The organism is Adlercreutzia sp. ZJ154, from assembly GCF_011039055.1.
Lineage (GTDB): Bacteria > Actinomycetota > Coriobacteriia > Coriobacteriales > Eggerthellaceae > Adlercreutzia_A.
The window spans coordinates 17739-33074 of the sequence record NZ_JAAKEF010000013.1; the positions used below are offsets into that span (position 1 = coordinate 17739).

At 47.5% G+C, this 15336-nt stretch carries 10 protein-coding genes and 1 pseudogene; 4 read left to right on the plus strand and 7 right to left on the minus strand.

The window, feature by feature from the left end:
• Positions 1 to 266: 266 nt before the first annotated feature.
• A pseudogene (locus G7Y37_RS06085) lies at positions 267 to 3569 on the minus strand (DNA-directed RNA polymerase subunit beta); the annotation flags it as partial.
• Positions 3570 to 3904: 335 nt separating this feature from the next.
• On the opposite strand from G7Y37_RS06085, the gene G7Y37_RS06090 reads away from it, so the two are divergent.
• Entirely contained in the window at positions 3905 to 5149 is a 1245-nt protein-coding gene (locus tag G7Y37_RS06090) for a diphosphate--fructose-6-phosphate 1-phosphotransferase (RefSeq protein ID WP_165062587.1), read from the plus strand.
• Here G7Y37_RS06090 and G7Y37_RS06095 read toward each other — a convergent pair.
• Genes G7Y37_RS06095 through G7Y37_RS06105 form a run of 3 tightly spaced genes read right to left on the minus strand, consistent with a single transcriptional unit; the run spans position 5146 to position 8519 of the window.
• Complete coding sequence (locus G7Y37_RS06095) at positions 5146 to 5781, minus strand: YigZ family protein (protein ID WP_165062588.1); 636 nt, start codon at positions 5779 to 5781, stop codon at positions 5146 to 5148. The two genes, G7Y37_RS06090 and G7Y37_RS06095, sit on opposite strands and share 4 nt — an antisense overlap.
• Entirely contained in the window at positions 5778 to 7667 is a 1890-nt protein-coding gene (locus G7Y37_RS06100; RefSeq protein ID WP_165062589.1) for an ABC-F family ATP-binding cassette domain-containing protein, read from the minus strand. The genes G7Y37_RS06095 and G7Y37_RS06100 overlap by 4 nt, the downstream gene beginning before the upstream one ends.
• A gap of 21 nt (positions 7668 to 7688) precedes the next feature.
• On the minus strand, positions 7689 to 8519 hold the full coding sequence (locus G7Y37_RS06105) for a deoxyribonuclease IV (protein WP_165062590.1): 831 nt from the start codon (positions 8517 to 8519) through the stop codon (positions 7689 to 7691).
• 158 nt (positions 8520 to 8677) lie between these two features.
• Between G7Y37_RS06105 and G7Y37_RS06110 the strand changes: the two genes are divergently transcribed.
• Positions 8678 to 9619 (plus strand): DNA/RNA non-specific endonuclease, encoded by a 942-nt coding sequence (locus G7Y37_RS06110; RefSeq protein WP_165062591.1) that lies wholly within the window; start codon positions 8678 to 8680, stop codon positions 9617 to 9619.
• A complete protein-coding gene (locus G7Y37_RS06115) occupies positions 9582 to 11465 on the plus strand; it encodes a hypothetical protein (RefSeq protein WP_165062592.1) in 1884 nt (627 codons plus the stop codon). Before G7Y37_RS06110 ends, G7Y37_RS06115 begins: the two co-directional genes overlap by 38 nt.
• Before the next feature lie 67 nt (positions 11466 to 11532).
• On the opposite strand, the gene G7Y37_RS06120 is transcribed toward G7Y37_RS06115, so the two are convergent.
• On the minus strand, positions 11533 to 12261 hold the full coding sequence (locus G7Y37_RS06120; protein ID WP_165062593.1) for an ATP-binding protein: 729 nt from the start codon (positions 12259 to 12261) through the stop codon (positions 11533 to 11535).
• A gap of 432 nt (positions 12262 to 12693) precedes the next feature.
• Between G7Y37_RS06120 and G7Y37_RS06125 the strand changes: the two genes are divergently transcribed.
• Positions 12694 to 12993, plus strand: coding sequence for a hypothetical protein (locus G7Y37_RS06125; RefSeq protein WP_165062594.1), 300 nt, complete (start codon positions 12694 to 12696; stop codon positions 12991 to 12993).
• Positions 12994 to 13102: 109 nt separating this feature from the next.
• On the opposite strand, the gene G7Y37_RS06130 is transcribed toward G7Y37_RS06125, so the two are convergent.
• Both G7Y37_RS06130 and G7Y37_RS06135 read right to left on the minus strand, forming a co-directional pair.
• Entirely contained in the window at positions 13103 to 14392 is a 1290-nt protein-coding gene (locus G7Y37_RS06130; RefSeq protein WP_165062595.1) for a Fic family protein, read from the minus strand.
• Positions 14393 to 14541: 149 nt separating this feature from the next.
• Entirely contained in the window at positions 14542 to 14997 is a 456-nt protein-coding gene (locus G7Y37_RS06135) for a VOC family protein (protein ID WP_165062596.1), read from the minus strand.
• Positions 14998 to 15336 lie beyond the last annotated feature (339 nt).

A 15336-nucleotide genomic window follows, 5' to 3' on the forward strand; every position in this document is an offset into this window, starting at 1 on the left:
TATTCGGCTCCTTTCTCTTCATTGGAACCGATCAACTCATTAGCAAGGTTGTCCAATGCTTCTGCGGAATTATTGTTCACAGGTGCGCTGGTGCCTAAATCGGCGCCTATCAGCGTATCTCCATCATCAATCAATAAATCGGCTGTGTTGTCGCGGTCGATATCACTCATAAGTTCACCAAGTTCAGCAGCTATATCGTCTATAGCGTTGCTCTCTTGCTTCTCGGTTTCGCGGGCACCCGATGCCAAAGCCTCATAAATAGCACGGTCTTCGTCGCCCTCGTCACCGTCAATGTTTACATCGCTTGCGCCGAGCGCACCTTCAAGTTCAACATTCAAGCAAAGGCTCTTCATTTCCTTTACCAAAACCTTGAACGACTCAGGCACTTCAGGAGCCGGAATATTTTCGCCTTTCACAATGGCCTCGTAGCTCTTTACACGACCTGCCGTGTCGTCAGATTTCACAGTTAGAATCTCTTGCAACACATTGCTTGCGCCGTAAGCGTAGAGCGCCCACACTTCCATTTCGCCGAAGCGCTGACCGCCAAACTGCGCCTTGCCGCCTAGCGGCTGCTGGGTGATAAGACTGTAAGGACCAGTAGAGCGTGCATGAATCTTATCGTCAACCATATGACCAAGTTTAAGAATGTATGTAGCACCCACAGTAATAGGTTCGCGGAATTTCTCGCCTGTACGACCATCGTATAGCCAAGTCTTACCGGTAGGAGTAAGTTGCGGCACCATTTCGTCGCGCGCCATTTCGCCATACTTCTTATGGTTCATATTTATAAGGTTGCGATTAGCCTTCACAATGGCATCTGAAATTTCGTCTTCAGTGGCACCGTCAAACACAGGCGTAGCAACAAACATGGGGCCTTCCACCACGTCGTCGGTTTCAGCGTCGTCAGACCAACCCCACTTCGCAGCCCAACCCAAGTGATTCTCAAGCAGCTGACCCACATTCATACGGCTAGGAACGCCCAGCGGATTCAGGATTACGTCGATAGGCGTACCATCAGCCAAGTAAGGCATGTCTTCCACAGGAAGCACGCGACTGATAACACCCTTGTTACCGTGACGACCGGAAAGCTTGTCGCCCTGTTGCACCTTACGCTTTTGAGCAACATAGACACGCACCAGATCTTTAACTTGCGGCGGCAAATCGTCGCCAGCTTCGCGGCTGAAACGCAAAATGCCAATAACGCGACCACCCGCACCATGCGGCACCTTCAAAGAGGTATCGCGCACTTCGCGTGCCTTTTCACCAAATATAGCACGCAGCAGGCGCTCTTCAGCGGTAAGCTCGGTTTCACCCTTCGGAGTAACTTTGCCGACCAAGACATCGCCCGGACCAACCTCGGCACCTACGCGAATTATTCCGTCGGCATCAAGGTCGGTAATCATATCGTCAGAGATATTCGGTATTTCGCGCGTTATTTCCTCGTCGCCCAGCTTTGTTTCGCGGGCATCAACCTCGTATTCGGCTATCTGAATGCTGGTAAGCAGGTCTTCGGAAACCACGCGCTCGGATACGATAATAGCGTCCTCGTAGTTGTAACCTTCCCACGGCATGTAGGCAACCATCAGATTTGCGCCCAGCGCCAACTCGCCATGATCGCAGCTTGGACCATCAGCTAAAACATCTCCCACTTCCACTCTGTCGCCGGGGCGAACAATGGGCTTATGGTTAATGCAGCCAGACTGGTTAGAGCGCTGGAATTTAGGAATTAGATATTCGTCGTATTCCCCATCGTCTGTCTCTATGATGATGGTCTGACCATCTACATAGTCAACCACGCCGGAATTCTGCGCGACTAATATCTCGCCAGAGTCAACCGCGATGCGATGCTCAATGCCAGTACCAACAAGCGGTGCTTCGGTGCGCAGCAGCGGCACAGCCTGACGCTGCATGTTTGAACCCATCAACGCACGGTTAGCATCGTCGTGTTCGAGAAATGGAATAAGAGACGTAGCCACACTAGTCATCTGGCGCGGAGAAACGTCCATATAATCAACTTGCGTAGGCGGAACTTCATCAGGTTCGCCAAATTCACCAGCAGCATTCTTTGTACGGCAGAGAATACGAGCACTGGGATGCCAATTACCGTCTTTATCGTATGTGCCGAACTCGCGCGTTTCAGGATCGAATGGATCGTTAGCCTGCGCGATAACATAGTTTTCTTCCTCGTCAGCCGTAAGGTAATCTACATCATCTGTTACTTTGCCATCGACCACACGGCGATACGGACTTTCAATAAAACCAAACGGATTAACGCGCGCATATGCCGCCAGCGAACCAATCAGACCAATGTTTGGACCTTCAGGTGTCTCAATTGGGCACATGCGACCATAGTGAGAAGTATGCACGTCACGCACTTCAAAGCCTGCGCGTTCGCGCGACAAACCGCCCGGACCCAAAGCCGACAGGCGGCGCTTATGCGTAATGCCGGCAGCAGGGTTTGTTTGATCCATGAACTGAGACAGCTGCGAAGATCCGAAGAACTCCTTGATAGCTGCCACAATTGGACGAATATTCACAAGGCTTTGCGGAGTGATTTCTTCAGGCTCTTGCATGCTCATGCGCTCGCGTACCACGCGCTCCATGCGTGAAAGACCAATACGGAACTGATTTTGAATCAGTTCGCCCACAGTGCGGATACGGCGATTACCAAAATGGTCAATATCGTCAACCTGATAACCTTCTTCGCCTGCATGAAGTGCAATTATGTAGCGCATTGTGCGCACAATATCTTCGCGCGTAAGCGTGGAAGACTCAGCCGATTCAGGATTTTCGCCCAGCTTTTTATCTATCTTGTAGCGACCTACCTTCGCCAAATCGTAACGCTGCGGATTAAAGAACAAGCCATCTAACAGCGTGCGAGCTGAATCAATTGTAGGCGGCTCACCCGGACGGAAGCGCTTGTAAAGCTCAATTAGGCTTTCTTCGCGGGTAGTAGCTGGGTCACGCTCTAGGGTGCGGCGCAGCATTTCAGAATCGCCAAGAAGATCGATTATCTCTTCGTTCGTCTCGGCTAGTCCAAGTGCGCGCACCAACAGCGTGGCAGGCTGCTTACGCTTACGGTCAATACGAACCGACAGCACATCGCGCTTATCGGTTTCAAATTCTAGCCAAGCACCGCGGCTAGGAATAACCTTAGCGTTATATATAGTTTTGTCAGAAGTCTTATCGCGCTCGCTTCCAAAATAAACACCCGGGCTGCGCACTAGCTGACTTACCACTACACGCTCGGTGCCGTTTATGATGAACGTACCACGCGGAGTCATAAGCGGAAAATCGCCCATGAACACCTTTTGTTCTTCAATAACACCTGTTTCACGATTAATGAAACGCACATTTGCGCGAAGAGCAGCTTGGTAGCTGACATCTTTCTCCTTGCATTCATCAACCGTATACTTCGGCTCTTCGAATTCGTGTTCGCCGAATTCGAGCGCCATATCTTTAGTGCTGTTCTCAATTGGAGCAATATCGTTGAAAGCTTGCGTAATTCCTTCTGTTTGGAAATGCTTAAAGCTTTCTGTTTGGATACCGATAAGATTCGGAAGATCCATTACATCTTGGATCTTTGCGAAACTGCGTCGATCTCTGTAATTGCTGGTAGTAGGTGATTTTTTTAGCTTTGCCACGAAGCTGATCCCCCTTCAAAATTCCTTTGGAACTGAAAATTGCAGCAACGCACTAAAATACTTAAAAGTACGCCCTTGGTCAAGAAAAATTTTTTAGAAATATGTAATTTTTGTGTTTTATATATAAACAACCACCAATAAGCAAACCAACAACGGATGCGTTCAATCTTAACATTCATATAACCGATCAAACGTAAGCGATGCCTAACGATGTGTGATACGCTTTCACCATAACTTTCTAAACAGAAAAGGAGTTCGAAATGGGCAATTGTTTGGTGGCGCAATCTGGAGGACCAACTGCTGTTATAAATGCTTCACTGGCAGGCGTTGTGCGCGCAAATCAGCTAAACCCAATATATGACCACGTATATGGTGGCATTCACGGCATAGAGGGCGTGCTTGAAGAGAAACTTTACGATCTGACCAATCTTTCAGGAGCAGAAATTGAATTACTGCGCCAAACTCCATCAAGCGCGCTTGGTACTTGCCGCTATAAGTTAAAGCGCGACAATCCAGCCGATTTCGAGCGCCTGTTAACCATAATGGATAAAAACGATATAGACGTAATGTTTTATATCGGCGGCAACGATTCTATGGACACAGTAGATGCACTTTCGGAATATGCCGCCGCGCACAACAGCAAGAAGCGCTTCGTTGGTATTCCGAAAACTGTCGATAACGACCTAGTGCCTGTAGACCACTGCCCCGGCTTTCCAAGTGCCGCTAAGCTGGCTTGCCTAGTAACGCATGCCACACGCTTAGATTATGATGCCTACACGCGCCCCGAGGTATTTGTGCTTGAAACCATGGGTCGCGATGCTGGCTGGTTAGCTGCAAGCTGCTGTTTAACTGGCGATGTAGATTTGTTGGTGCTACCCGAAGTAGACTTCGACCGCGAAAAGTTCTTAGCGCAGGTGCAAAAGAAGATGGATGAAGGCGGCTCGTGCTATATAGTGGTCAGTGAAGGCGCACATTATGCCGATGGCACCTACATCTCTGCAGGCGATACTGCAAATGATGGTTTCGCGCATGCTGTGTTGGGCGGTGCTGCACAAACACTAAAGCAAATGATAATCGATGCTGGCATTGCTCCGCGCGGCGTAGTGCAAGACCTTTCGCGCGCAGCACGGTCTTCAAATTTCGCACAATCGAAAATAGATGTGACCGAGGCTTACGAACTTGGCATGAGCGCACATATGCGTTCCGCAAACCCAGAGTTTACTGCGCAAGTTGTAGGTGTAAAGCGCGGTAGTGCACGCAAGATGGAATGTTCGGGCGGCAGCTGCCAAATGATTGAGTCTTACAATGCAGAATTTTTCGCAGGACCTGCAAGCGAGTTCGCGAATTATGTAAAAGCATTCCCGACCGATTGGATACTGCCCGACTATCAAGGCATAACTGAAGATGCGCTTGAATACTTCCGCCCATTAGTAGAAGGCGAACCGGCAATAATCTATGGCAAGGACGGAATGCCCGCTACCATAGAGCCTTTCAACAAGCGCTAAAACGCCGCTTCAAAAGGGTCAGATTCCGATATTTCGGACTGACCCTTCGTAATTTCTATAAGTTTATCTATAAGCGCTTGCTGGTTGCCGGCAAGCGCTCTGAATTTCAAAGACACATCCTGAGCAAAATTACTTTCTTGAAGTTTCGCCCCTGTGGGCTGCACCGTACGCAGCACTTGCTCGTATTGTGAGTACGGAACGCACAAAGACACATCGATACATTGCGATATGGTAACAACTTGCGCCATATCAATTGCCGCTTGTACTGCCCCCGAATACGCACGCACAAGACCACCTGTGCCAAGCAGCGTGCCGCCAAAATAACGCGTTGTTACACAAATAATGTCTGTAAGCTCTGCATGACGCAAAACATTCAAAGTAGGCATACCAGATGTACCGCTAGGTTCTCCATCGTCTGAATATCGCACACGCTCAGATGCACCACCCGCGCCCCGCACAATATAGGCATATACGTTATGTCTGGCTTGCGCATGCTTAGTACGAACGCTTTCAAGAAATGCCAACGCTTCATCTTCAGTTGAAACTGGTGCTAGCTGCGCTATGAAGCGTGATTTTTTCTCTACAATTTCCGCCTCGGCAAAACCTTGTATTGTGCGATACGCTTGCGTCATTGCCCTAGCCTCTCGGCAGCATCGAACCATTCCAGTTCTAGCTGCTCAATTGATTTTTCAAAGTCTGCTATTTCTTCCTGAATTGCACTTAGCAGTTGATAATCGGTTGGGTCGGCTTGCGCCAGTTCCTCTTGCTTGGAAGTTATTTTCTTGCGAAGTGTATCTATTTTTCCCTCGTTGGAAGCCATAAGCTTACGCAGTTTGCGCTGCTGACCACCCGATAGTTTCTTATCAGCGACAGTATCAACTTCGGCGCTCGTTTCGGGTGCGCTCACAAAGCGAGTTCCGCAGGCGCTTTGCGCCGAGGACTGTTTGAGCGACTGAGCATTCCCGAAAGGAGCACCGAAACCCCCGGAACTCTCTGAAAGGTTTTCCGTAATTTGCAGATATTCATCAATACCACCGGGAAGATGACGCAACTTGCCATCTATCAGCGCAAACTGATGATCGGTTACGCGCTCCATTAAATACCTGTCGTGCGTTACAAGCAGCAAAGTGCCCGGCCATCCATCCAGCAGACTTTCTACCGCAGCCAACATGTCGGTATCTAGGTCGTTGCCGGGTTCGTCCAATATAAGCACGTTTGGCTGATCTAGCAAAATAAGCATCAAAGCCAGCCTGCGCTTTTGACCGCCCGACAAGTCGCATACCGGTTCATTCAAATCGGCTTTGGAAAACTCTAGGCGCTCTAATAGCTGAGCTGGCGATTGCTCTTTGCCATCTAACATAATGCGGCGGGAATATCTACTTATAACTTCACGCACTCTATCACTACCAAGAGATGCAAGCTCATCTAAATGCTGCGAAAGCACGGCAAAGCGCACGGTCTGCCCTATTTTTATACGACCGCTGCTGGGCTGCAATTCGCCCTGAATCACTTGCAGTAATGTTGTTTTGCCCGCACCATTTTCTCCCACAATTCCGTAGCGATCGCCCGGACCTATCATCCACGTTATATCGTCAAGCACACACCGCGCCGCGTTGTCTTCACCTTCGCAAAATTGAACAGTTACATCCTCTAAATCTACCACTTGCTTTCCAAGGCGCGCCATTGCCATGCGCTTCAGTTCTAGCTGATTGCGCAAAGGCGGCACATCGGCAATTAAGGCACGTGCAGCAGCCACATGAAATTTTGGCTTAGTTGCACGAGCGCGCGCACCGCGCGATAGCCATGCCAATTCACGACGCAACATATTCTGTCGTTTTGCTTCTGCTTGCGCAGCTATTCTTTCACGTTCAACTCGCTGCATTATGTACGCAGAAAAACCGCCCTCAAACGGCTCTATAGTGCCATCATGCACTTCCCACATTTGCGTAGCCACTTCATCTAAAAACCAGCGGTCGTGCGTGACCACCAAAAGCGCCCCTTGACCGCTGCGCCAGCGAGTGCGCAGATGCCCAGCCAACCACGTAATAGCGCGCATATCTAAATGGTTTGTAGGCTCGTCTAGCATTAACACATCCCACTCGCCTACCAGCAAGCGCGCTAAATCTGCACGGCGACGCTGACCACCAGATAGCTCTTTAATATGCTGCTGCGGATCTATGTCGGATAGAAGCCCTGAAAGTACTCCACGTATGCGGCTACTGGCAGCCCACACATATTCAGGAATATCTCCCAAAACCACCTGTTCTACAGTTGCATCAGCCGCTAGCGAATCGCTTTGACCAAGCACGCCCACACTTATGCCATGCGTTCGCACCTCCCTACCACTGTCGGGCTGCACATTGCCCGCCAATAGTCCCAAAAGTGTAGATTTTCCATCGCCATTGCGCCCAACTATGCCGATACGATCGCCTGTATTTACCCCAACAGACACGTTCTCGAAAACGCGCTTTGTCGGAAAATCAACCGTAGCTTTCTCGCAACCTAAAAGAAATGACATTAACGCTCCGTCCGCTTTTGTTTATAGCCGCGCAGCTTTCAGCGCCGCTATCTCCGCCGCCCAGCCCGACAAATTATCTTGCGGCGTTTCTAGAAAAAACGGCAGACTGCGCAGCGCTTCATGGTTTATAACTGCCGTAAGAACTTCAAAGCCTATCTCTCCTTCGCCAATTTTAGCGTGACGGTCTTTGTGCGCTCCGCAAATGTTTTTTGAATCGTTTAAATGTATGGCGTGCAGGCGGTCCAAACCTACAATTCTGTCGAATTCCTCTAGCACATCATCTAAGTGTGCAATGTTATAACCACCATCCCAAACATGACACGTATCCAAGCAAACTCCCACACGATCACTTAATTCCACCTGAGCAATTATTTGCGCCAATTCAGTAAAAGTAGCACCAACTTCACTGCCTTTTCCTGCCATAGTTTCTAGCAATAACAACGTAGTTTGCTCTGGGCGCAAAACCTTATTCAGCGCATCGGCAATAAGTTGAATCCCCACATCGACACCTTGCCCCACGTGGCATCCCGGGTGCATGTTATACATTTGATATGGGGTAGCTTCCATACGCTGCAAATCGTCAGCTAACACTTCAAGCGCAAATTCGCGAGTTTCGGGCTTTTTTGATGCGGGATTCAAGGTGTAGGGCGCATGAGCCAGAAAACAAGTTATGCCTGCCTCTTGTGCAAGCGCGTTAAACGACGCAACATCTGCAGGATCTATGGGTTTTGCCTTGCCACCACGAGGGTTGCGCGTAAAAAACTGAAAAGTATTAGCCTCAATAGATAAAGCATCTTTTGCCATTTGACTATACCCTTTCGCGCTAGACAAATGACATCCTATTGTGAACATGACCTTCTCCTCTGAATTCGGCTATACGCAAAACCCAAACGCTTTAAAACATTACCAAACATAGAACTACAAACAAATTCTAGATGCTTCATATTACGACAAACGATAGAATACCTCTTTAATTAAAAAGCATACTGCCTGTATCGGAGGTATTCTGCATGCCGTCGAAGCGCTGCGAAGTTCGTTTTCTTGCTGCATTACTGCTTGCGCTGACGCTTGCGTTTGGGTGTTTGCCGGGTTGCTTGCCCACGCCGCAAAAAGCTACACCACCAGTCGCAACAAGCACAACCAGCAGTTCGGCTGATAGCTCCAGTTCCACCGATAACTCCAGTTCGGCTAATGCTCCTGCAGAAGCGCACCCTAATGCAATAACGAATCGCGCGCTAGAAAACACAACACAAATTGCCACAATTACTCAAAACATTGAGTCTATCCAAGCACTTCCCGCTTTTACCGAAGCGCCGGGTGTATACATAAATGGCAACATTCCTTCATTTACAAGCGAAGACTTAGCTCTTCCATATGGAACGGAAAACTACGGACAACTAGACCAACTAGGGCGATGCACAGCCGCAATAGCTATGGTGGGTCCAGAAACTGAACCGACCACCAAACGCGGTAACATATCGCATATTCACCCCAGCGGTTGGGTGCAGGCGCGCTATCCCGAAATAGGGCTTGACCACTTATATGAGCGCAGCCATATGATTGCACATTGTCTAACAGCTGAAGATGCAAACGAGTGCAATTTAATAACTGGTACAAATTATATGAACCAAGGTGCCATGCAAAAACTTGAGCAGAAGATGAATGTTTTTGTAGATTCTACCGGCAATCATATTTTGCTGCGCGTAACGCCAGATTTTCACAATGAAGAACTGGTTGCACGAGGCGTGCAAATGGAAGCATATTCGCTGGAAGACGATGGCGAAGCAATTTGTTTCAACGTGTATCTATACAATGTACAACCGGGCGTTCAGATAGACTATTCCACAGGACAAAGCCAAGTTGCAACGTCTACCGCATACAATAACTGCGATCCGCAAAACAACGGGATTCACAATGCACACAGACATCACCAGAATCCAAATACTCTTTAGAAGTAGTGCGATACTGACTTGCTTCGTATCGCTAGCAATGATCGTTCCTGCAATAGCTTTAATGTTTAACGTACCCGTAATGGGCTGGATGATTCCATTCGCATTCCTACTAGGCGTGCTTATAGTTGCCCTAGCAGCCAAAAGCGGCTCTGCGAAAATTACGCTTTACGCTTGCGGCATAGCTTTAGTAAGCCTAGTTCTGTGCACATTAATTTGCGGTGCATTCTTTGACTTTTCGTATGACGGAAACACACATCATAAAGAAGCGGTGGTATTTTTAGCGCAAGGATGGAATCCGCTGCGCGAATCTGTTGCCAACTGGCGCGGCTTTCAAGAACTTTACCCCAATGGCAGCATGATTCAGCTATGGATAGACCACTATGCGCACGGACCGTGGCTTTTCGGCGCAGCAATGTATGACTTAACGGGGTGGATAGAAACCGGCAAGTCATACACACTGATATCAATGGTTGCAGCGGGATGCATGTTAGGCGCAATGCTTAGCGGACGCGGCTTTCCGGGTTGGCAATGCGTACTGCTTGCATTGCTTGCAGCGGTAAATCCGATAACTGTACCGCAATTTATCACGTTTTATAACGACGCATTTCTTATGATGTCTCTTTTTGCGGTGTTGCTTAGCCTATACATTGTGGCACTTAGGAAAAACAGCTTACAAAATGATGTGATATCAGAAGTATCAGTGCCATCGGATAGCGCATTTCGTATAAGCTTGCTGGTGTTTGCATTCGCGTTTATATCGTGCGTGCAAGCCAAATTCACTGGCTTGGCGTATGCCGGTTTATTTTCAGTCGCATTTTTGGTGGTATATGCGGTGCAGGCTGCGAAAAGCCGCAAGGGCTGCATTGACGGCGGTGCGGACTCGTGCACGCGTGCCGCTGAAATTACCAGCGCCGAAATTGATGCCGATAAAATTGCGCAAGATTGCAAAAACTTTGCCCTAAAGCGTTTCTTACTAATGGGCATACTTATGCTTAGCACGCTTATTGTTTCGGTTTGCGTTGTTGGCTATAGCCCCTATATAACAAACTTTTTAAATGCCGGGCATCCATTCTATCCGCTTATGGGCGAAGGCGCTGTTGACATTATGACAGCCAACAGCCCAGCAATATTCGCCAATATGAACACGCTGCAAAAAGAATTTGTGTCGCTGTTTTCGCCACTTGCTAGCCCCGAAGTAACCGACAACTACGAATTGGCGCTAAAGTTGCCGCTTAGCATCAGTTTCAGCGAACTAAGGCAAATGCCCGCAAACGATTCGCGCATAAGCGGATTCGGTTTACTGTATAGCGCAATTGCTATTGTGAATTTCATATGCGTTATCCCAATGCTAATAATTAGCCGCAAGCGCTGGAATGTATTTTTCATGGGATGCGTTGCGTATTATGCGTGCGTAGTGGCGCTAGTATTCATTTTTAGCGACGGCTGGTGGGCGCGATATAGCGGGTACAGATATTTCTCAAGTATTATTTTGTTAGCGTTTATGTTTAAGTTGCTAAACGAAAGAAATTGCCACATCATTAATTACCGCATCGTTAAACCAGTTGCGGTGCTGTTTGCCGCACTATTGGTGGCAAATACAGCGCTTTTCTTAGTATTGAATACCAGCGTGCAATATGTCAGATCTTGCGCCTTAAACAGCCAGCTTATGCAACTGAAGCAGGAAGTTGACAATGGTGCCGAGCTGCATCTAGCCTCAGAAAATCAAGAGCTTGGATTGCTGTTCAACCTAGACTCTATGGGGGCTAGATATATATACGATGGTCCCGTTACGGAAGATTTCGCCCCCACCGGTGCCACCCACAGATTCTTATACAGGCTTGATTAAATAATAAGTACCAAGGATGGAGACGACGCTCGTATCCATCCTCCCTCAGGTGAATGTCAGCAAAGACTCACAACTCCAAGCTATTCGGATCAAGCAGAAACTGCTTCAATCCTATAGTCACAATGCCCCGCTCATCGCGACTCGCCTTTGCACTGCCTCCCACCACAACGATTTTCTTGAAAAAGTCCTTCACAGCAAGCAACGGACGCTCTTCTTGAGCGCGCTTTTCGGCATCAGGCAGCGCAAATGCCGACTGTATGTAGTAACGCCTACTCCCCTCGTTGGCGACGAAGTCGATCTCAACACGCTTGCGCTTGCCGTTTTCAACAAGATCCACGACCCCAACATCAACATGATATCCGCGAACGACCAGCTCGTTGTACAACACGTTTTCCATGAGATGCGTTTCCTCTTGCTGGCGGAAATTGAGTAGAGCATTACGCAATCCCACGTCCTCGAAATAGTATTTGAGTGGCGTGCTGATGTACCTCTTGCCTTTTACATTGTATTGTTGGGCTTCGGATAGCAGGAAAGCGTCTTCCAAGCAATCGAGATACCTCTTAATGGTAGGGGCGGAAATCGACGAACTTTTTAGTGTACGAAAAGCCCGCGCAAGCTTATCAGGGTTAGTCAGCGACCCCACTGCAGAAGCGACAATGCTAACCAGTTCACCAAGCTCAGCTTCATGGCGAATGTCGTTTCGCTCTACGATGTCGCGTAGATACGTTTCACGAAACAGTGCCTCAAGGTAATCGGTCTTGTCGCGATCCGTTTTTAGACCAACAATGTAGGGCATGCCACCGAACGTAATGTAATCACCTTCACAAGACCGTTATGCTTACGAGCTATCAACTTCCCAAGGTATGTATCGCGTCTGATTCTCATATCGACTCCTACTTTAGAAATTTGTAAATTTTTACATTTTTCTAAAGTAGGAGTATACGACAAATCTGTCGTGCCCAACACGATACGAATCTGCATCGCTACGCCATCGACATCATCTTCTAAAATAAAAAGAGAAGTATCTTTAACGTGAATGATTCGCAAGTAACTGCAACTCATTCTGTCTGAAAGTTTCGCAATTACCTAACTTTGTGTGTAACGGCATATCTTCCGTTTCCGCAATAAGGCATCCCAATCTATTACGGGAAGTTTAACGGGCAGTTTAGGCTGTTATGATTCGGCTATAGATTGGCAAATATCTCGAGGATAGAAGGGAGATCCCGTAATGAATATCAGCGAGGCGATGAAAAACCAGATAACCGCAAAAGGTTACGACCTCGATAACGTTGAACTTCTTGAAATACGAGGAAAGTTTGACAAACAAGTAGTGGGATCCTACACCGAAGGTGTATTCAAAGCCGGAGATGGCAGTTATTTTAAGTGCGGCGAAGGTATGCCGAAGTCAAATTACGAGCTGCGTGCGGGACTGCTTGTGCGAGCAGGCACAAAGCTGTTTGAAATTACCGAAGAAGAAGCCAATGAATGGCTGAAGAACAAGGACATGTCGATATATCCCGTTCAATAAAAACAAACGAAGGGATAATGTTATTACGCAGCAATAAACTATGCGTTATCCCTTCATCGTTTATTTCTTCATCCAGCTATCTTTATGCGCAACGCACATACCCCAAGCATCAGTGAAACGCCGACTCCCGCGAAATAAGCTCAGTCGGAATAATTTTTCCCGATAGCGACTTAACCATATTGAGCGCATCGGGCGATTCAAAACACCGATTGCGAGTATTTTTGTTCATGGGTCTAAGTATTTCGGCTTCTACAAGTTGATGAATAGCATCATTAGCCGCCGAAAATCCTTTACCGGTAGCATCCATCACGGTAGCCACTGTAATTATTGGCTTTCCGGGAAGTTCCTGCAAAACAAGGTCTATCACGCTTCCCTTTCGCATGCCCGGCAATCGCCTGAGCCATTTTTCTTCCATATCGGTTATCTGATCCATAAGCGAACGGACAAGGCTAACTGAAAAAGCCATGCATTCCGCACAATGAAATGTCCATCTATCAAGAGCCATAGCTGCTTCTCGCTCGCTGAACGGCTTATTCGCCCGATAAGGGAACAAAAGCTGAGCATGGTCGCGCACATTCATAGCGGGAACAACCGCTATTGGAGGAATTATGTGGTTATAAAACAAGCGCCTTTTCATAATCATGTGGGCAAAGGCTCTCCCAGTGCGATCCATACCAGTTTTGAACGGTCGAATTGCTTCTAAATGAAAATGAGCAACAGCAGCTTGAGTAGTCGGAGAAAGATTGTTTCCGTTGCAAAAACTCATCAGATCATCAATAAGCATGGGAATGCGATCTGGTTCCGGGGCAATATATATGTTCTTTACAACCCCAGAAAAAGCCATGCGCATCCGATAGGGCTGCTCGCGAAAGTGCATTTCCTCGTCTGCCTGTTCCCCATCTTCATACATAATCTGACTATGCAGGCGCAACAAAGTATTGCGATCGAATGTGAAATTAGCCGTCCCGCAAGCTATATCTTGAATAGCGGCGCAATAGCGCACAGCTGCTTGCGACGCGCGCTGAGTATTATCGCCTGCTATTTTGCCGCACGAAAGCGCAGAATCGTAGCCATAGCGTTTCGCATGCCGCAACGCCTCTGCCTCTATAAGAAGCATGGTTTCAATATCGGGTGCGGTACCATCAACGCATATGGTAGCCATAGCCTCCAAATGCGCAAGCAAAACACGCAGCGCATGATTATATGGGTAGCGAACACTACGTTCGTCAATACGCGCATACTTGATTTCAGCATCAGCCATAGTGCCAAGTGTTTTGTTCTGAAAAACAAAATTCCGATTACTGAAAGGACGCGGCGAATAAACGCTTCCCATAGTAGGTTTTTGAGCTTCATGAACAGCATTCAATGGATCTTCAGTAACCATTTGGACACCAATCACGCGATTGCCTACAGCAAATCTTTAAGGCAAATACTCGCCCAACGATTAACAGTACCTATCAACTAGCAGCAATTACAATAAGAAACGATCAGCCCATCTAGGATTCGCCCAATACTCATCCAAAAAGCGAACAAATAGGTGCACGCATATTAAAGAGCACCTATATTATCCTGTACAACCTCAAAACGCTCTCCATTAATGCCGCGGAAAAACATGATTATTAGATTCAACCCCTTATCCCCATAAGCAGAAAATATTGTTGAATCATCTAGCTGTCGGTCAAATTCTATTGAAGTTGCAAATGGACCAGCTTCAATAGGTATGGAAAGTTCATTGAGTTTCTGCTCGAAGGCTTCCATGCTATCCACGCGAAATGAGATGTGATTCTGCGTGGATGCTGCCCCTTTTAGTGTTTCTTTATCCTCCTGCTCAAGCAATTCTAAAATAATATTATCCCCGGCTTTAATCCAAGCCATATATAGCGGCTTATCGCCCTCCATTGCTTGCGTCTTAAATAGCAGTTCAAACCCAAGATTCTCGTACCAGAGGATCGTTTCATCTATGTTATTACAGTATATACCACCATGATGTAGATTCTTCAGCATTCTCAATTCACCCCATTCTCCTAATTGGTCTATATAGCCTATATAGGCAATTCGCAGACCACCTCTATCCTAGATAATACGCGCCAAACAAGGCGCCTTTTACGATTTACCAAAAGTCCTTTTATGTATTGCGGTCTGTTGCTTAAACAGCAATATTCCACCCCGCTCTTCAGATTGCCTGTTGCGGTTTATAAGGCAAAAGCGAATAGGTGTGCACATTATTTAACGGCATATTGCGAAGGTCTTTTTGCCTCCTTATGGTGATAGAAGTCGAATAAATTCGCAGAGCAAACTAGGGGGCCCAAGTATGTTCTGCGAATCCCTTTTCAATACAAAAGA

What these genes read in the sequence shown, in the direction of transcription:
- G7Y37_RS06120 (WP_165062593.1), bottom strand. Translation starts at nt 12,261, where the DNA reads ATGCCCTACATTGTTGGTCTAAAAACGGATCGCGACAAGACCGATTAC.
- G7Y37_RS06105 (WP_165062590.1), bottom strand. Translation starts at nt 8,519, where the DNA reads ATGTTCACAATAGGATGTCATTTGTCTAGCGCGAAAGGGTATAGTCAA.
- G7Y37_RS06115 (WP_165062592.1), top strand. Translation starts at nt 9,582, where the DNA reads ATGCACACAGACATCACCAGAATCCAAATACTCTTTAGAAGTAGTGCG.
- G7Y37_RS06095 (WP_165062588.1), bottom strand. Translation starts at nt 5,781, where the DNA reads ATGACGCAAGCGTATCGCACAATACAAGGTTTTGCCGAGGCGGAAATT.
- G7Y37_RS06100 (WP_165062589.1), bottom strand. Translation starts at nt 7,667, where the DNA reads ATGTCATTTCTTTTAGGTTGCGAGAAAGCTACGGTTGATTTTCCGACA.
- G7Y37_RS06135 (WP_165062596.1), bottom strand. Translation starts at nt 14,997, where the DNA reads ATGCTGAAGAATCTACATCATGGTGGTATATACTGTAATAACATAGAT.
- G7Y37_RS06090 (WP_165062587.1), top strand. Translation starts at nt 3,905, where the DNA reads ATGGGCAATTGTTTGGTGGCGCAATCTGGAGGACCAACTGCTGTTATA.
- G7Y37_RS06125 (WP_165062594.1), top strand. Translation starts at nt 12,694, where the DNA reads ATGAATATCAGCGAGGCGATGAAAAACCAGATAACCGCAAAAGGTTAC.
- G7Y37_RS06110 (WP_165062591.1), top strand. Translation starts at nt 8,678, where the DNA reads ATGCCGTCGAAGCGCTGCGAAGTTCGTTTTCTTGCTGCATTACTGCTT.